Here is a 17,204-nt window from a genome sequence, read left to right on the forward strand (position 1 = left end):
CGATAGCGTCCCCTGTATTTTAGACTTGTTGCCACGGAAAGTATTCCGTGGCTTATCCGGGCATCAACGCAAGCCGGCGGCGTAATCGGCCACGGCGGCGATGTCGGCATCGGACATGCGGTCGGCGATTTCGTGCATGATGGCATTGTTGGCGCGGTCGCCGCTGCGGAACAGCTTGAGCTGCTCGGCGATATAGGCCGGATGCTGTCCCGACAGGCGGGGGAAGGCGCCGGGAACACCCGCGCCGTTGGGCGAGTGGCAACCTGCACAGGCAGGAACCCTTCGATCGGGCAAGCCGCCGCGCCAGATATGCTGGCCGCGCTCCATGGTGGCCTCGTTGCTGGCCGTGGCGGCTGCTTCAGGGTCGATCGCCTGCTGGGTCAGGTAGTAGGCGATATTCTGCTTGTCTTCGGCCGTCAGGGCGGTGGCGAAGGCGGTCATGACCGAATTGGCGCCGCCGGGGCCGCGGCGTGCGGGAGGGGTCTTGTCGTCTTTGGCGGTGAAGTCAACCAGTTGCTTGACCAGGTATTCATGCGGTTGGCTGGCCAGATTCGGGTTGGCGGGAATCGTGCTGTTGCCGGCCGCGCCGTGGCAGCTGGCACAGGCCAGGATGCCTCGCGCGGGGTCGCCGTTGGCGTACAGCTGCTCGCCCTTGGCGGCATCGGGCTTGGCCACGGCCACGTCGGCTGCATAAGCAAGTGAAACTACGGAAGACCCCAGCAGCAAGCCGCTGGCAACTACGATTCTGGAAAGCATACGCTTCATGAAGACCTCGACGATCGCTATTCGATCCGGGTGCCGTAGACACCACGATGACAATGCCACTTTCGCCCAAAGCATGCTTCAAGGAAAATGACGCAACTGTTTCAAACCTGCGATTATACAATAGCGTTTGAATTAAACCGTTCTAGGTAACCCCGTGTCCATTTTGCATCGCGCTTCATTCACCGTTTCCGCGGCCCGCCTGGATCAGCTGCCGGCGCCCACGACGGCCGAAGTCTGTTTCGTTGGCCGATCCAACTCGGGCAAGTCGTCGGCCATCAATGTGCTGACCAATCAGCGCCGCCTGGCATTTTCCAGCAAGACGCCCGGGCGCACGCGCCTGATCAATCTTTTCGGTATCCCCGACCCTGCCGAGCCCGGCGCCTTCCTGGGCTTTCTGGTCGACCTTCCGGGCTATGGCTACGCATCGGTGGCCCGTGAGGCCCGCGAAGAATGGGCCGACGTCCTGGGCGGCTACCTGCGCAACCGCCCTTCGCTGGCCGGCATCGTCCTGCTTATCGATATCCGCCGCGGCGTGACCGAGCTTGACCGGCGCCTGGCCGACTGGATAGCTCCCACCGGCACGCCGGTGCTGGCGCTGCTGACCAAGGCCGACAAGCTCCCCTACGGCCAGCGCGTCAAGGCCGTCGCCGCGGTCAGGAAGGAACTGGCCGATATCGGCGCCCTGAACGCCATGCCGTTCTCGGCCACCCATCGCCTTGGCCTGGATACCGCCACTGCGCAAATTGAAAACTGGATTTCTCCGAAGGTCGTACCATGACTTCTTTTATTCTTTCCGCCGACTTCCCCGCCGCGCGTCCGCGCCGCAATCGCCGCGACGAGTTTTCCCGCCGCCTGGTGCGCGAGAACACCCTGACGGCGCACGACCTGATCTATCCGGTCTTCGTCATGGAAGGCCAGGGCATACAGGAGCCGGTCCCCTCCATGCCCGGCGTGGTCCGCTATTCGCCCGACACGCTGCTGAAGGCGGCCGAGGAATGCGTGGCCCTGCAGATTCCGGTGATCGCCTTGTTTCCGGTCATCGACCCCGGCCTGAAGACGCCGGACGGCATCGAGGCGGCCAATCCGCAAGGCCTGGTGCCCCGCGTCGTGGCATCGTTGAAACAGCGCTTCCCCGAACTGGGCGTGCTGACCGACGTGGCGCTGGACCCCTACACCAGCCACGGCCAGGACGGCGTCATCGACGAGGACGGCTATGTGCTGAACGAACCGACCGTTGAAATCCTGACGCGGCAGGCGCTGGTGCAGGCCCAGGCCGGCGTGGACATCGTCGCGCCCAGCGACATGATGGATGGCCGCATCGGCACGATACGCCAGGCCCTCGAGGCGGAAAAGCATATCTACACGCGCATCATGGCGTATTCGGCCAAGTACGCCAGCGCCTTCTACGGGCCCTTCCGCGACGCGGTCGGCTCGGCCGCCAACCTGGGCAAGTCCAACAAGTTCACCTACCAGATGGATCCGGCCAACCGCAACGAGGCGCTGCGGGAAGTGGCCGCCGATATCCGGGAAGGCGCGGACATGGTGATGGTGAAGCCGGGGCTGCCTTACCTGGACATTCTGCGCGACGTGAAGAATGCGTTCGGCATGCCGACGTATGCCTATCAGGTCAGCGGCGAGTACGCGATGATCAAGGCGGCGGCGGCCAATGGCTGGCTGGATCACGACAAGGTGATGATGGAGTCGCTGTTGGCCTTCAAGCGGGCGGGGGGCGACGGGATTCTCACGTACTTTGCGATAGCGGCGGCCAAGCTGCTGAAGGAACAGGGCTAGCCGGCAGTCCAGCCCTGTCTGGTTTCTTGAACAGCGCCGTTGGCTGGATCAGCATGCGTGGTTTCTTGAATCGGTACCAGTAGCTGGGGCAGCTTGCTTGGTTTCTTAGGCTTGCCCGGCGCAGCTCTCATCATGGAGCGGGGGCACGACTCTCCAATTGGGCTCCGGATAGATTTACAAGCAGCCTGATTTACGTCAACACCGTCACACTTGCAAAATGCGGGCTGACCATAGGTTCTTAAGCCGCTGCGGCTGGCAAGCCGGGGCCGTGCTCCCATCGCGGCGGCCCCTGCGGGGCTACCCTTGCCCTCGCTTCGCAGCGGGGTACGTGCGCGAACTCATGAATTTTCAGCCGCCTGTGGGCTGAAAATTCATTCAAACAGCGCGCACTCTTACGCCCCCGCCGCAAAGCGAGGGCCGCGGCTTGCTCAAAGGTCACACGGCCCCGGCTTGCCAGCCGCAGCTCAAGATCAAGGCATGATGAATGGCCATCCAAAGGTCCTTGAGTTGCTTGATAGCTATTCGGTAGTTGCTTGGCTCAACTGCCGCACCCTGATGGACTGAAGCTCGATATCAGGCATGCACCGTGTTAAATACTAAACGGCTCGTATTAAGTACTCGTGATTTCCCGCATGAGCAGCGTGGAGCTGCGCGACCCTACGTATGGGAAGCTATGCTGCTTTGCGCTGGCAATGCATGTCGACGGCCTTATTTGCAAGAGCATATAGGTGTCCGCAAACAGGCCAACCCACACTGATGAGGCATGAGCACTGCCGGCACGGCTAATCCAGCGCGGCAATCCTCTCAGCCTGTGCATGCCCGGCTCGAACGTCCCTGGCCGCGCCGCCCGTAGGGCGCGGCCAGGGACAGCGCAATAACCCTTTCAGCGGCCAGTGTCATTCCAAAAACAGGCCAAGCACCCAAACCGCCCCGGCAGGGCCACGCATTTCAACCATGCAGCCTGCGGGGTGGCGGGGGTCGGGCTGCGGCGACTTTCGGGATCGAGCAAGCCGCAGGTGAAGGAAGCCCGAACGGGCGGACGAGCCGGGCTATGCGATGTTCGGCGCGCAGGCGCCGAACCGGTCACGAGGAGCAAAGCTCGATCCCGCTACCCCGCAGGCGTCAATAGAAACGCCCACAGACGCTCAATGGAACCACCCTGCGCGTCAAACAAAAAAGCAAGCGCAAAAAAGCTGTCAGCAAGCAGAACGCTTGTTTGCGCCTGTACTAGCGCATTCGTCCTCAGCCAACGGGAAACAGACGGCCAAGAGCGACGCCCCTGAACGACCACAACCTTCAGCGCCCCGCCAGAACCCGATCCAGCACAGCCCCGAAATCCTCTGCATTCTTGAAGCCAATCACACGGGCATCGGCCATCTGCCGGCCTTGAGCATCGAAGAAGATAATCCCCGGCGGTCCGAACAGATTGAAGCGCTTCAGCAAAGCCCGGTCATCGTCCGTACTCTTCGTGACATCCGCCTGCACCAACAACAGCTGCGACATCTGCGCAGCAACGCCAGGATCGCTGAACGTGAATTTTTCCATCTCGATGCACGACACACACCAGTCCGCATAAAAATCCAGCATCACCGGCCGATTCGTATTGGTCAGAAGATTATCCAGCTCTTCCACCGAACGCACCTGCGTAAATTGCTTCTTGACCGCATCCACACTCAAACCCGACGCTGCGGTGCCCACGGATTGCCCCGCCCCGGCAAACGGAGCCAAAGGCCGCAATACCTCGCGTCCGCCCGCCGCCATGCCTACGATCAACACCGCCGCCCACAATGCCAGCAGCAAACCCAAGGCCTTGCCAAGAAAACGACCCGCGCCGGCTCCGACCGGCGCCGCATCGAATGCGCCCAGCATCGCAGCGCCCCACAGCGCCAGCAAAGCCCAGCCCAGCATGTTCAGCCAGCCCGGCAGTATCGAGTTCACCATCCACCAGGCCGTGGCCAGCAGCAAGATTCCGAACAGATGCTTCACGCCGTTCATCCAGGGTCCGGCCTTGGGCAGCAGAAGACCGGATGTCGCGCCTACCGCCAACAGCAACAGCCCTTCCCCCCAGGCCATCGCGAACAACGCCGTACCGCCCAGCACCAGGTCGCCCGTCTGCGAAATGAACAGCAGCACGCCGGCCAGCGGCGCCGCTACGCAGGGTCCGACGATCAGCGCCGACACCATGCCCATCAGGAAGACGCCGCCGTAGCGGCCACCGGGCAAACGGGACAGCCGGTGATTCAGCGCCGATTGCATCGCCGTGGGCGCCTGCAAGGTGAATACGTCGAACATCGCCAGCGCCAGGACAGCCAGCAGGATGGCGAACACACCCAGCACCCATGGCGTCTGCAGCCAGATCGCCAGGCTGGCGCCGATCAGGCCGGCCACGACACCCAGCACCGTGTAGACAATGGACATCCCCAGCACAAACACCGCCGCCAGCGACAGGCCGCGCCAGCGCGACAGCTTCTTATGTTCGCCGGCATTGCCCGCCAGTATGGCGAGCAATATGGGCACCATGGGCAGCACGCAAGGCGTGAACGAGAGCAGCAGCCCCAGCAGCAAGGACAACAGGATGATCTCAGCCCAGCCGGCATCGGCCAGGTAGGCCGCAAACCCGGTATCGCCCATTTGCAGCGCGCTTCCAAGGGTGGCCTTGTCCGCGCCCGCCGACCCGGTCTGCGCGGCCAGCTCGGCCTGCGAGCGCGGCGCGGGCACGCTGGCCGCCACATGCGCGCCTTGCGCCTGGTAGCCGCCCGCCACGGGCACCAGCTTGATCTCCTTGGTCATGGGCGGATAGCACAGCCCCGCATCGGCGCAACCCTGGCTGGTGACTGAAAGGGTAAATGGCTCCTGCGGGCCGGCCTTGAGCGGAAGGCGCACCGTGACCTGGTGGTAATAGACCTCCAGGTCTTTCTCGAAGGTGGGGTCGTACTTGACGATGCCGGCGGGATAAACGGGTTCGCCCAGCGCGGACGACGCCGTATCCGGCGTCACGGCGAACTCGAAGCGCTCGCGATACATATAGTACTTGGGCGCGATCCTGAAATGGACGTCCAGCATGTCCGGCGCCGGCATGGCGGCGGACAACACGAAGGCCGCCTCGGGGTCGAGGAAATCTTCCTCGGCGTGAGCGGGCCCGGCGCGCAGCATCAGGGCCGCCATCAGCAGGGCAGCCAGCACGGCTGCCATCAGCGCAAACAGGCGGCGGACGCCCCGACCTGCGAATTGCGGCGCGGCGCCGGCTTGTGTTCGTATCATGTTGTCGGCCAGCGGCACATACCGCATACGATTTCCTTTAAACCTGTACTTGCGCCCGCACCCAGTCCAGATAGCTTGCGGAACCGCCCAGAACCGGCAGTACCAGGATCTCCGGGACTTCATAGGGGTGCAGCGCCATCAGGCGCTCCATCGCGGCTTGGGCGCCCGCTCCGGTCGTCTTGATGGTAATCGGGATCTCTTCCGAGCCCTCCAGCTCACCCTGCCACATATACATAGACAGGCCCGGCGCTCCAAGGTTCACGCAGGCGGCCAGATGCTCCTCGACCAGCACGTGCGCAATGCGTTTGGCCAGCAGCATGTCGGGGGCGTTGCTCAGGATCACGACAATGTCATTGGCCGCCAAAGACGGCTGTGCCTGGGCAGCCGCAAGGGCGTCATCGGCCTGGCGAACCGGCGGCCGGCGAACCGGCGGCCGGCGTCCCGGCGGCATAGAGGAACTCACGGATATCAACCTGATAAATCGTTGCAGACCAACGATTTTACCGCGCGCAAAAAAAACGGGCCCAAAGGCCCGTTTCCATATACCGCCAAATCCTTATTCGGCTTCGGCTTCTTCGACTTCCGGACGGTCGACCAGTTCCATGAACGCCATGGGTGCATTGTCGCCTTGACGGAAGCCCATTTTCAGGACGCGCGTGTAGCCGCCATTGCGCTCTTTGTAGCGCGGGCCGATTTCGGCAAACAGCTTGACGACCGCATCGCGATCGCGCAAGCGGGCGAATGCCAGGCGCTTGTTGGCCAGGGTAGGCTCTTTGCCCAGCGTGATAAGGGGCTCGACGACGCGGCGCAGTTCCTTGGCTTTGGGCAAGGTGGTCTTGATGGCTTCGTGGGTAAGCAACGAAACGGCCATGTTGCGGAACATGGCAAGACGGTGACTGCTGGTGCGATTTAGTTTACGCAAACCACTACGGTGACGCATGATGATTTCCTTTGAATCTAGGTTGGCCAGGGGAACATTCCACTGGTTATCCGGCTCTTCTATCAGCTGGGCTGCGGGCCGGGAAAGGGCAAGACTTTACCATATTTATGCAAAGTCCCGTTTGCTGCCGCCGGCTTGCCTGGGCAAGCCGGCTTACTTCCTTAAGGACGCTCGAGGCCCAGGGGAGGCCAGTTTTCCAGCTTCATGCCCAGGGTCAGGCCGCGCGCGGCCAGCACTTCCTTGATTTCATTAAGCGACTTGCGGCCCAGGTTGGGCGTCTTGAGCAGCTCGTTCTCGGTGCGCTGGATCAGATCGCCGATGTAGTAGATGTTTTCGGCTTTCAGGCAGTTGGCCGAGCGAACGGTCAGCTCCAGGTCGTCGACGGGACGCAGCAGGACCGGGTCGATCTGCGGAGCGCCGCGCGACGGGGCGCTGTCGTAGGAATCGCCGGCGCCCTCGAGGGCGGCAAACACCGAAATCTGGTCCATGAGGATGCGGGCCGACTGGCGCACGGCCTCTTCAGGCGAGATGACGCCGTTGGTCTGGATATCCAGCACCAGCTTGTCCAGGTCGGTGCGCTGTTCGACGCGGGCGCTTTCAACCGCATAGCTGACGCGGCGCACCGGGCTGTACGATGCATCCAGCACGATGCGGCCGATGGTGTGGGTGCGGTCGTCGGACAGCGCGCGCACGTTGCCGGGCACATAACCACGGCCTTGCTCGACCTTGATCTGCATTTCCAGCTTGCCGGCTTCGGTCAGCGTGGCGATGACGTGATCGGGGTTGATGATCTCGACGTCGTGCGGCAACTCGATGTCGCTGGCCAGCACGATGCCGGCGCCTTGCTTGCGCAGCACCAGGGTGACTTCCTCGCGGTTGTGCAGCTTGAACACGACGCCCTTCAGGTTCAGCAGGATGTCGACGACGTCCTCGCGAACACCGGCGATAGTGGAATATTCGTGAACCACACCGGTCATCTGGACTTCGGTGGGGGCGTATCCTGTCATGGACGACAGCAGGATGCGGCGCAGGGCGTTACCCAGCGTGTGGCCGTAGCCGCGCTCGAAGGGCTCCATCACGACTTTGGCGTGATTCTTGCCGACGGGCTCGACTTCGATAGAACGGGGTTTCAGAAAACCTTGTGACGACATGGATGTTCCTTTTCAATACCCTCGGCTCGTTACACCGATAAGGCTGACGGACAAGCCGGCGAACCGGCGCTTGCATCGCAAAGCCCACTTTTCGGCGAATGCCGAAGAAGTGGGCGATGCGATGTTACGACAATACTGCTTGCAACGATTAGCGCGAATACAATTCGACGACCATCGACTCGTTGACGTCGCGAGCGACATCGGCGCGGTCGGGGGCTTGCTTGAAGACGCCGGACAGCTTGCTGGCGTCGACTTCAACCCACTGCGGCAGGCCCTGGCCGGTGGCCAGGTCGAGCGATTCGCGGATACGCGATTGCGCTTTGGCCTTTTCGCGGATCGAGATGATGTCGCCCGCCTTGACCAGCATGGAGGCGATGTCGGCGGTGTGGCCGTTCAGCTCGATGGCGCGGTGGTTCACCAACTGGCGTGCTTCAGCGCGCGTGGAACCGAAGCCCATGCGATACACGACGTTGTCCAGACGCGATTCCAGCAATTGAATCAGGGTCTCGCCGGTGTTGCCACGGCGACGCTCAGCTTCAACGAAGTATTTGCGGAATTGCTTTTCCAGAACGCCGTACATGCGCTTGAGTTTCTGCTTCTCGCGCAGCTGCAGGCCGAAGTCCGACGTGCGGGCACCGGAGGTGCGGCCGTGCTGACCGGGCTTGGACTCGAGCTTGCACTTCGAGTCGAGCGAGCGGCGGGCGCTCTTCAAGAATAAATCTGTACCCTCGCGACGCGAGAGCTTGCATTTAGGTCCAATATAACGTGCCAAGATGCTTCCCCTTAGATGCGACGACGCTTGGGCGGACGGCAGCCGTTATGCGGCACCGGCGTGATGTCTGAAATGCTGGAGATTTTGATACCCAGCGCATTCAGCGCACGCACGGACGACTCGCGGCCGGGACCGGGGCCCTTGATGCGGACTTCGAGAGTTTTGATACCGTATTCCAACGCCACGCGTCCGGCCGATTCGGCGGCAACCTGAGCCGCAAACGGGGTGGACTTGCGCGAGCCCTTGAAACCGGCACCACCGGATGTCGCCCAGGACAATGCGTTGCCCTGGCGGTCGGTAATGGTGATGATCGTGTTGTTGAAGGACGCATGAACGTGCGCGATGCCGTCCGATACGCTCTTCTTGATTTTCTTGCGTACGCGCGATGCGCCGCTGTTGGAAGCTTTCGCCATCTTCTATTCCTCGATTATTTCTTCAGGGAAGCAGCAGCGCGACGCGGCCCTTTACGGGTGCGGGCGTTGGTACGGGTGCGTTGACCGCGTACAGGCAGGCCACGCTTGTGGCGCATGCCCCGGTAGGTTCCCAGATCGATCAAGCGCTTGATCGACAGTTGTACTTCGCGACGCAAATCGCCTTCAACCGTGAACACGCCGACGTGTTCGCGGATACGCTCGAGTTCGGCGTCGGTCAGATCCTTCACTTTCTTGGAAAGCTCGATGCCCGAAGCTTCGCAGATCTTGCGGGCGCGGGTACGACCAATACCAAAAATAGCGGTAAGTCCGATTTCGGCGTGTTGATGCGGCGGAATGTTGATGCCAGCAATACGGGCCATGACTGTTCCTTGTTAAATCCGTTGCGCTTCGGCGATTAGCCTTGACGCTGCTTATGACGTGGGTCGGTGCAGATGACGCGCACCACGCCGTGACGTTTAATGATCTTGCAGTTGCGGCAGATCCGCTTTACCGATGCCATTACCTTCATGGGTTGACTCCTAGTTTCCTGTAACCGGCCGCTTATTTAGAGCGGAAGACAATTCTGGCGCGAGACAGATCATAGGGCGTGAGCTCCACTGTGACCTTGTCACCCGGCAGAATCCGGATGTAATGCATACGCATCTTGCCCGAGATGTGGCCCAGAACTACGTGGCCATTTTCCAGCTTGACGCGAAAAGTTGCGTTGGGAAGGTTCTCGAGAACCTCTCCTTGCATTTGTATGACGTCGTCTTTTGCCATTCTCTGTTTACCGCATTGGCAGTCCCGCACCCTTGAAGTTGGCCTTCTTGAGCAGCGAGTCGTATTGGTGAGACATCATGTAGGCTTGTGCCTGCGCCATGAAGTCCATGGTCACCACCACGATAATTAATAGAGAGGTTCCGCCGAAGTAAAACGGTACATTCCAGCGCGCCTGCATCAGCTCGGGCAGCAAGCACACCAAGGTGATGTAGATGGCGCCGGCCAGCGTCAAGCGCATGAGTATCTTGTCGACGTAGCGAGAGGTTTGCTCGCCGGGACGGATACCCGGAACAAATGCACCGCTTTTCTTCAGGTTGTCTGCCGTTTCGCGGCTATTGAACACCAAGGCCGTATAGAAAAAGCAAAAGAAGATAATTGCAGCGGAATACAACGTGATATACAGCGGCTGGCCCGGCGACAACACCGCGGCCAGGTCTCCCAGCCAGCGCATGTTGGGATTGCTGGAGAACCAGCTGGTCACCGTTGCGGGCAGCAAGATGATGGACGAAGCGAAGATGGGGGGAATGACGCCCGACATGTTCAGCTTCAGCGGCAAATGCGAGCTTTGGCCGCCATAGATCTTGTTGCCCACCTGGCGCTTGGCATAGTTGACCGTTATCCGGCGCTGGCCGCGTTCGACGAACACGACGAAGTAGGTAACAGCCACCACCAGCACCAGGATGAACAGGGCCGACAGCACCGACATGGAATCGGTACGGACCAGGTCGAGCAGTCCGGCCAGAGCACTGGGCAGGCCCGCCACGATACCGGCAAAGATCAGTATGGAAATACCGTTGCCCATGCCGCGCTCGGTGATCTGTTCGCCCAGCCACATGATGAACATGGTGCCGGTAACCAGCGTGACCACCGTGGTAAAGCGGAACAGCATGCCCGGATCGATGACCAATCCCGGCTGCGACTCGAGGGCGACCGAAATGCCGACCGCCTGGATCAGCGCCAGGAACACCGTGCCGTAGCGCGTGTACTGGGTGATCTTGCGCCGGCCCGATTCGCCTTCTTTCTTGATTGCCTCAAGGGTGGGCACCACGACCGCCATCAACTGCATGATGATGGACGCGGAAATATACGGCATGATACCCAGCGCGAAGACGGAGAACCGCTCCAGGGCGCCACCCGAAAACATGTTGAACAGGCCCAGGATGCCGCCCTGGTTCTGGTTGAACATTTCGGACAGCGCATCGGGGTTGATTCCCGGCACGGGTATGTGCGTTCCCAATCGATAGACCACCAGGGCGAGCACCAGGAACACGATGCGGCGCTTGAGATCGCCGTATCGGGAACCCGATTTACTCTGTGCCTGAGCTTTAGCCACCGTTACCCCTTAAGCCAGCGAGCCGCCGGCAGCTTCGATTGCGGCGCGGGCGCCAGCCGTTGCGGCGATCCCTTTCAGGACGACCTTGCGCGACAATTCGCCGGACTTGATGACCTTGGCGTAGCGCACGGCCTGGCCCACGATGCCCGCTTGCTTCAGGACTTGCACGTCGATTTCGTCGACGGGCAGGCGCTGGAGGTCGGACAGGCGGACTTCGGCGGACAGGTGCTGGCCCAGGGGCGTGAAGCCGCGCTTGGGCAAGCGGCGTTGCAAAGGCATTTGACCGCCTTCGAAACCGACCTTGTGGAAGCCGCCGGTGCGGGACTTCTGGCCTTTGTGGCCACGGCCGGCGGTTTTACCCAGGCCGGAGCCGATGCCGCGACCGACGCGGCGCTTGGCGTGCTTGGCGCCTTCGGCCGGCTTTAGCGTATTAAGTTGAGTTTCTGACATCCCGATTCCTTTCAGGCTTCCGAGACGGTAACGAGGTAATCCACCTTGCGGATCATCCCACGCACCTCGGGCGTATCGATCAACACACGGCTGCTGTTGATTCGGCCCAGACCCAGACCGCGCACGGTGGCGCGATGGGATGCTTTGGTGCCGATAACAGAGCGCACGAGAGTAACTTTGATTTGCTTCTGTGCCATGACTTACCCCAGAATTTCTTCCACCGACTTGCCGCGCTTGGCGGCCACTTCGGCGGGAGTCGAGCAGGCACGCAAGCCGTTCAGCGTTGCGCGGACCATGTTGTAGGGGTTGCTGGAGCCCAGGCTCTTTGCAACCACGTTACGCACGCCCATCACTTCGAAGATGGCGCGCATCGGGCCGCCGGCGATCACGCCGGTACCTTCCGCCGCCGGCGAAATGAGGACCGTCGAGGCGCCATGCTTGCCCACTACGGTGTGGTGCAAGGTGCCGTTCTTCAGGGCGACCTTGACCAGGCCGCGACGTGCCTGTTCCATTGCTTTTTGTACAGCGACGGGCACTTCACGGGCTTTACCTTTGCCCATGCCGATGCGGCCATCGCCATCACCCACCACGGTCAAGGCAGCAAAGCTCATGGTGCGACCACCCTTGACCACTTTGCTGACGCGATTGACCGCGATCATTTTTTCACGCAAGCCGTCGTCGTTTTCTTTTTCGGCGGGATGCTTGCCTTGTGCTTTAGCCATTTGACAATTCCTTGCTTAGAATTTCAAGCCGGCTTCACGCGCGGCGTCGGCCAGCGCTTTCACGCGGCCATGGTAACGGAAGCCCGAACGATCAAAGGCAACCAGCTCGATGCCGGCAGCTTTTGCTTTTTCGGCGACGCGCTTGCCGACCAGGCTGGCCGCGGCGACATTGCCACCGTTGACCTTTTGGCTGGCCAGGTCTTTGCGCACTTCGGGCTCGAGCGTGGAAGCGCTGACGAGCACACGATCGCCTTCCGGCGAAATGATGTTCGCGTAGATGTGCAGGTTCGAGCGGTAAATAGAGAGGCGATGAACTCGCAGCTCGCTGATTTTCCGGCGGGTCGAAACAGCACGACGCAAACGGGAGATTTTCTTGTCCATAATTCGTCCTTGCCTGCGCGCTTATTTCTTCTTGGTTTCTTTGATGATGACGCGTTCGTCGGCGTAACGCACACCTTTGCCCTTGTAGGGTTCGGGTTCGCGGTAAGCGCGGATTTCAGCAGCCACCTGGCCAACGACCTGCTTGTTGGCGCCCTTGACGACGATCTCGGTCTGAGTGGGGCACTCGACCTTGACGCCGGCAGGCATGCTGTGAACGATGTCATGGGAAAAACCAAGCTGCAGCTTCAGGGCATCGCCCTGCACCTGGGCGCGGAAACCCACGCCGACCAGGTTCAGACGACGCTCGAAGCCTTTGCTGACGCCCGTTACCATATTGGCAACCAATGCGCGCACTGTGCCCGACATGGCCTTGGCCTGGCGGGATTCGTTGGCAACAGCAAATGTCAGTTGACCGTCTTCTTGACGAACGACGACGTCGCCGGTCAAGTCTTGTGTAAGGGTGCCCAAAGGGCCTTTGACGACGATCTGGCCTGCGCTGATCGTGGCCTCTACGCCCTTGGGTACCGGGACTGGGTATTTAGCGATACGTGACATGTGATTCTCCTTATGCCACGTAGCACAACACTTCGCCGCCCACGCCGGTGGCGCGGGCCTTGCGATCGGTCATCACGCCGCGCGGCGTCGACACGATGGCCACGCCCAAACCATTCATGACTTGAGGAATGGTCTTGCTGCCTTTGTAGATGCGCAGCCCGGGACGCGAAACGCGGTCGATACGCTCGATGACCGGACGGCCAGCGTAGTATTTCAGGGTGATTTCCAGGACAGGCTTGGCCTTGTCGCCAGCGACCTGGAAGTTGTCGATATAGCCTTCGTCTTTCAGCACGGCAGCAATGGCTACCTTAAGCTTAGAGGAGGGCATGCTGACCGACGTCTTGCTGACTTGCTGCGCATTGCGCACGCGGGTCAACATGTCGGCGATGGGATCGCTCATGCTCATGTGTATTTCTCCTACCAGCTGGCTTTGGTCATGCCCGGCACTTCGCCGCGCAGCGCCATTTCGCGCAGTTTGTGACGAGTTAAGCCGAACTTGCTGAAAACACCGCGCGGACGACCGGTAACGACGCAACGGTTGCGTTGACGGGTCGGGTTTGCATTGCGCGGCAGTTGTTGCAGTTGCAAGCGAGCCTGGTAGCGTTCTTCGTCGGTCTTGGACTGATCGTCGATGATGGCCTTCAGTGCTGCGCGCTTGGGCGCAAATTTTTCTGCCAGCTTGGCGCGTTTGATATCGCGATTGATGAGTGAAAGTTTAGCCACGTCATCGCCCCTTAATTGCGAAACGGGAAGCTGAAGGCGGTAAGCAGCGCCTTGGCTTCGTCGTCGGTCTTGGCTGTAGTGGTGATGCTGATGTTCATACCACGTACGGCGTCGATTTTGTCGTATTCGATTTCAGGGAAAATGATCTGCTCTTTCACCCCGATGTTGTAGTTGCCACGTCCATCGAATGCACGACCCGAAATACCACGGAAGTCGCGAACGCGCGGCAGTGCCACGGCGACCAGGCGGTCCAGGAATTCGTACATGCGGCGGCCACGCAGGGTGACCATGCAGCCGATGGGGTAGTCTTCGCGGATCTTGAAGCCCGCGATAGCCTTGCGCGTCTTGGTGACGACAGGCTTCTGGCCGGCGATCTTGGTCAGGTCGGAGACGGCGTGCTCGATGACCTTCTTGTCGGCGACAGCCTCGGACACACCCATGTTCAGGGTGATCTTGCTGATGCGCGGCACTTCCATGATGCTTTTGTAGCCAAACTTGGTTTGCAGGTCGGCTATGACCTTGCTGCGGTAAAACTCTTGTAAACGAGCCATGTTCTTCGCCCCTTAAGCCTTGGCGCCAACGACTGCGCCGCTGGAACGGAATACACGGACCTTGCTGCCATCAACCACTTTCACACCGACGCGATCGGCCTTGCCGGACTCGGGGTTGTAAAGGGCCACATTGGAAATGTGGATGGGCATGGTCTTGTCGATGATGCCGCCTTGCGTGCCCGCCATGGGGTTGGCCTTGACGTGCTTCTTGACGACGTTGATGCCTTCGACCAGAACGTGGTCGGCGTCGACGCGCTGCAGGACGGTGCCGCGGCGCTTTTTGTCGCGACCGGTCAACACGATGACCTCGTCGCCTTTACGGATTTTTTCCATGCTTGGCTCCTTACAGCACTTCTGGAGCCAGGGACACGATCTTCATGAACTTCTCTGTACGCAGCTCGCGCGTGACAGGTCCGAAGATACGGGTACCGATGGGTTCCAGTTTGGCGTTGAGCAACACAGCGGCATTGCCGCCGAACTTGATCAGCGAGCCGTCTTTACGACGAACGCCCTTAGCGGTACGAACCACTACTGCGTTGTATATTTCGCCTTTCTTGACGCGACCGCGAGGGGCTGCATCTTTGACACTAACCTTGATAATGTCACCGATTGCGGCATAGCGGCGCTTCGAGCCGCCTAACACCTTGATGCACATGATGGAGCGTGCGCCAGTGTTATCGGCCACGTCTAGCGTGGTCTGCATTTGGATCATGATTTTTCCTGTTCCAACTTAGCCGCATTGCCCGCCTTGTCAGCGATGCCATACAGCCAGTTTTGGTCCCGTCAGGCTCAAAAACACAAAGCGCTGCCTGTTTGATGAGGCCGTAACGCTTGGCACCCGTGAACCCTGGGTTGAAATCGTGCTAAAAAACTTTGCTTCGGTAGCCCTGCTGCGCCCATCCTGGGCGTTGCAATGCGTCCATGCAGAAAGTCTTGCGTCTAACTTTGCGGCTAAAACATACGGTTTCTGCCAGCAAGTCTAGTATGGTATTCTATTTTTTCCGGTCTTGCAAGCAACCCCGCGCGCAATCCACAGGTCCTGTCGTGTTTTGACCTCAGGGGCGCCCCCGTCCGGCGACGGACGGCACTTGCGGCCCAACCCTTCCACCCGAAGAAACAAGGAAGCGATCAGCATGTACGAGACGTTGGCATTATATATAGATGGCGAGTTCCTGGGCGGCGAAGGCCGCAAGACCGAAGAGGTCAGCAATCCGGCCACCCTCGAAGTTCTGGGCCAGTTGCCCCACGCATCCACCGCCGATCTGGACCGCGCCCTGGCGGCCGCCGCGCGGGCATTCGAGTCATGGCGCCACAGCTCGCCCATGCAGCGTTCCGAGATCCTGCGCAAGGTGGGCCAGCTGTCGCGCGAGCGCGCCCAGGATATCGGCCGCAACATGACCCTGGACCAGGGCAAGCCGCTGGCCGAATCCGTCGGCGAGATCATGGCCTGCGCCGATCACGCCGACTGGCACGCCGAGGAATGCCGCCGCATCTATGGCCGCGTCATCACGCCGCGCAGCCCGGAAGTCCGGCAGATCGTGCTGCGCGAGCCCATCGGCGTCTGCGCGGCCTTCACGCCCTGGAACTTCCCTTACAACCAGGCTATCCGCAAGGTTTGCGCCGCCATCGGCGCCGGCTGCACCATCATCCTGAAGGGCCCCGAGGACTCCCCCAGCGCCGTCATGGCCATCGCGCGCATGTTCCACGACGCCGGCCTGCCTCCCGGCGTGCTCAACATCGTTTGGGGCGTGCCCAGCGAAGTGTCGGATTACCTCATCCGCTCGCCCATCGTGCGCAAGGTCTCGTTCACCGGTTCCGTGCCCGTGGGCAAGCACCTGGCCTCGCTGGCCGGCGCCCACATGAAGCGCGTCACCATGGAGCTGGGCGGCCACTCCCCCGTCCTGGTGTTCGACGACGCCGACATCGGCCGCGCCGCCAAGCAGCTGGCCCGCTTCAAGGTGCGCAACGCCGGCCAGGTCTGCGTATCGCCCACCCGTTTTTATATCCATGAAAAGGCCTACGACCAGTTCCTGGACGTCTTCGTGAATACGCTCAAGACGGTCAAAGTGGGCGACGGCCTGGAGGCCGACACCCAGATGGGCCCGCTGGCGCATGCCCGCCGCGTGCCCACCATGACCAAGTTCGTCGAGAATGCGCTGGAACTCGGCGGCAAGGTGGTGCTGGGCGGCGAACGCCTGGACCGCAAGGGACACTTCTTCGCGCCCACCGTGGTCACCGACCTGCCCGAGCACTCCATGCTGATGACCGAAGAGCCCTTCGGCCCCATCGCCCCCATCACCCGGTTCTCGGACACCGACGACGTCATCCGGCGCGCCAATTCGCTGCCTTTCGGTCTGTCATCCTACGTCTTCACCAACTCGCTGCAGACGGCCACCAAGGTGTCCAACGGCATCGAGGCAGGCATGGTCAACATCAACCATTTCGGCAGCGCCCTGCCCGAAACCCCCTTTGGCGGCGTGAAGGACAGCGGCATCGGCAGCGAAGGCGGCGCGGAAACCTTCGACGGCTATCTGGTCACGAAGTTCGTCACGCACGTTTAAGCCTTCCCCGCATTCCATCACCGCCGTATCCGCCCGCCGGATACGGCGGTTTTTT

At 61.0% G+C, this 17,204-nt stretch carries 24 protein-coding genes; 3 read left to right on the top strand and 21 right to left on the bottom strand.

Annotation, left to right across the window (positions count from 1 at the left end; genetic code table 11):
• Positions 1–63: 63 nt before the first annotated feature.
• Positions 64–765: a c-type cytochrome gene (locus OEG81_RS17615; protein WP_264130567.1), complete on the bottom strand. Its 702-nt coding sequence runs from the start codon at positions 763–765 to the stop codon at positions 64–66.
• 154 nt (positions 766–919) lie between these two features.
• Here OEG81_RS17615 and yihA point away from each other — a divergent pair, with 154 nt between their 5' ends.
• Together yihA and hemB are read left to right on the top strand one after the other, a co-directional pair.
• The gene (gene yihA, locus OEG81_RS17620) at positions 920–1,543 is read left to right on the top strand and encodes a ribosome biogenesis GTP-binding protein YihA/YsxC (protein WP_264130568.1); all 624 of its coding nucleotides are present in this window, start codon (positions 920–922) and stop codon (positions 1,541–1,543) included.
• Positions 1,540–2,556 (top strand): porphobilinogen synthase, encoded by a 1,017-nt coding sequence (gene hemB, locus OEG81_RS17625; protein WP_264130569.1) that lies wholly within the window; start codon positions 1,540–1,542, stop codon positions 2,554–2,556. Before yihA ends, hemB begins: the two co-directional genes overlap by 4 nt.
• A 1,296-nt stretch (positions 2,557–3,852) precedes the next feature.
• On the opposite strand, the gene dsbD is transcribed toward hemB, so the two are convergent.
• The 20 genes from dsbD to rplN all read right to left on the bottom strand — a co-directional run bounded on the left by dsbD (position 3,853) and on the right by rplN (position 15,300).
• Entirely contained in the window at positions 3,853–5,844 is a 1,992-nt protein-coding gene (gene dsbD / locus OEG81_RS17630; RefSeq protein ID WP_264130570.1) for a protein-disulfide reductase DsbD, read from the bottom strand.
• Between the two features lie 10 nt (positions 5,845–5,854).
• Complete coding sequence (gene cutA / locus OEG81_RS17635) at positions 5,855–6,181, bottom strand: divalent-cation tolerance protein CutA (protein ID WP_264132654.1); 327 nt, start codon at positions 6,179–6,181, stop codon at positions 5,855–5,857.
• Between the two features lie 192 nt (positions 6,182–6,373).
• Complete coding sequence (rplQ, locus tag OEG81_RS17640) at positions 6,374–6,757, bottom strand: 50S ribosomal protein L17 (RefSeq protein WP_264130571.1); 384 nt, start codon at positions 6,755–6,757, stop codon at positions 6,374–6,376.
• Positions 6,758–6,918: 161 nt separating this feature from the next.
• Entirely contained in the window at positions 6,919–7,908 is a 990-nt protein-coding gene (locus OEG81_RS17645; RefSeq protein WP_264130572.1) for a DNA-directed RNA polymerase subunit alpha, read from the bottom strand.
• A 148-nt stretch (positions 7,909–8,056) separates the two neighbouring features.
• The gene (gene rpsD / locus OEG81_RS17650; RefSeq protein WP_264130573.1) at positions 8,057–8,680 is read right to left on the bottom strand and encodes a 30S ribosomal protein S4; all 624 of its coding nucleotides are present in this window, start codon (positions 8,678–8,680) and stop codon (positions 8,057–8,059) included.
• 11 nt (positions 8,681–8,691) lie between these two features.
• Positions 8,692–9,093, bottom strand: a complete 402-nt coding sequence (rpsK, locus tag OEG81_RS17655; RefSeq protein WP_013743934.1) for a 30S ribosomal protein S11 — start codon at positions 9,091–9,093, stop codon at positions 8,692–8,694.
• A 14-nt stretch (positions 9,094–9,107) separates the two neighbouring features.
• Positions 9,108–9,473, bottom strand: coding sequence for a 30S ribosomal protein S13 (gene rpsM, locus OEG81_RS17660; RefSeq protein WP_073104496.1), 366 nt, complete (start codon positions 9,471–9,473; stop codon positions 9,108–9,110).
• A 35-nt stretch (positions 9,474–9,508) separates the two neighbouring features.
• Entirely contained in the window at positions 9,509–9,622 is a 114-nt protein-coding gene (rpmJ, locus tag OEG81_RS17665) for a 50S ribosomal protein L36 (RefSeq protein ID WP_003805360.1), read from the bottom strand.
• A 32-nt stretch (positions 9,623–9,654) separates the two neighbouring features.
• Positions 9,655–9,873, bottom strand: coding sequence for a translation initiation factor IF-1 (infA, locus tag OEG81_RS17670; protein WP_009523889.1), 219 nt, complete (start codon positions 9,871–9,873; stop codon positions 9,655–9,657).
• 7 nt (positions 9,874–9,880) lie between these two features.
• The gene (gene secY / locus OEG81_RS17675) at positions 9,881–11,206 is read right to left on the bottom strand and encodes a preprotein translocase subunit SecY (RefSeq protein ID WP_264130574.1); all 1,326 of its coding nucleotides are present in this window, start codon (positions 11,204–11,206) and stop codon (positions 9,881–9,883) included.
• A gap of 9 nt (positions 11,207–11,215) precedes the next feature.
• The gene (rplO, locus tag OEG81_RS17680; RefSeq protein ID WP_264130575.1) at positions 11,216–11,656 is read right to left on the bottom strand and encodes a 50S ribosomal protein L15; all 441 of its coding nucleotides are present in this window, start codon (positions 11,654–11,656) and stop codon (positions 11,216–11,218) included.
• A gap of 11 nt (positions 11,657–11,667) precedes the next feature.
• Positions 11,668–11,853 carry a 50S ribosomal protein L30 gene (rpmD, locus tag OEG81_RS17685; RefSeq protein ID WP_264130576.1) on the bottom strand — a complete coding sequence of 62 codons (186 nt, stop codon included), beginning with the start codon at positions 11,851–11,853 and terminating at the stop codon, positions 11,668–11,670.
• Positions 11,854–11,856: 3 nt separating this feature from the next.
• Positions 11,857–12,378, bottom strand: coding sequence for a 30S ribosomal protein S5 (gene rpsE / locus OEG81_RS17690; RefSeq protein WP_264130577.1), 522 nt, complete (start codon positions 12,376–12,378; stop codon positions 11,857–11,859).
• A gap of 15 nt (positions 12,379–12,393) precedes the next feature.
• Entirely contained in the window at positions 12,394–12,759 is a 366-nt protein-coding gene (rplR, locus tag OEG81_RS17695) for a 50S ribosomal protein L18 (protein ID WP_264130578.1), read from the bottom strand.
• 21 nt (positions 12,760–12,780) lie between these two features.
• Positions 12,781–13,314 carry a 50S ribosomal protein L6 gene (gene rplF, locus OEG81_RS17700; RefSeq protein ID WP_264130579.1) on the bottom strand — a complete coding sequence of 178 codons (534 nt, stop codon included), beginning with the start codon at positions 13,312–13,314 and terminating at the stop codon, positions 12,781–12,783.
• 10 nt (positions 13,315–13,324) lie between these two features.
• Positions 13,325–13,720, bottom strand: coding sequence for a 30S ribosomal protein S8 (rpsH, locus tag OEG81_RS17705; RefSeq protein WP_264130580.1), 396 nt, complete (start codon positions 13,718–13,720; stop codon positions 13,325–13,327).
• A gap of 11 nt (positions 13,721–13,731) precedes the next feature.
• Complete coding sequence (gene rpsN / locus OEG81_RS17710; RefSeq protein WP_264130581.1) at positions 13,732–14,037, bottom strand: 30S ribosomal protein S14; 306 nt, start codon at positions 14,035–14,037, stop codon at positions 13,732–13,734.
• 11 nt (positions 14,038–14,048) lie between these two features.
• Positions 14,049–14,588, bottom strand: coding sequence for a 50S ribosomal protein L5 (rplE, locus tag OEG81_RS17715; protein WP_264130582.1), 540 nt, complete (start codon positions 14,586–14,588; stop codon positions 14,049–14,051).
• A 12-nt stretch (positions 14,589–14,600) separates the two neighbouring features.
• A complete protein-coding gene (gene rplX, locus OEG81_RS17720) occupies positions 14,601–14,921 on the bottom strand; it encodes a 50S ribosomal protein L24 (RefSeq protein WP_264130583.1) in 321 nt (106 codons plus the stop codon).
• 10 nt (positions 14,922–14,931) lie between these two features.
• On the bottom strand, positions 14,932–15,300 hold the full coding sequence (rplN, locus tag OEG81_RS17725) for a 50S ribosomal protein L14 (RefSeq protein ID WP_013743946.1): 369 nt from the start codon (positions 15,298–15,300) through the stop codon (positions 14,932–14,934).
• 421 nt (positions 15,301–15,721) lie between these two features.
• On the opposite strand from rplN, the gene OEG81_RS17730 reads away from it, so the two are divergent.
• A complete protein-coding gene (locus OEG81_RS17730) occupies positions 15,722–17,149 on the top strand; it encodes an NAD-dependent succinate-semialdehyde dehydrogenase (protein WP_264130584.1) in 1,428 nt (475 codons plus the stop codon).
• Positions 17,150–17,204 lie beyond the last annotated feature (55 nt).

The organism is Pollutimonas sp. M17 (assembly GCF_025836975.1).
In the GTDB taxonomy this organism is placed as follows: Bacteria; Pseudomonadota; Gammaproteobacteria; order Burkholderiales; family Burkholderiaceae_B.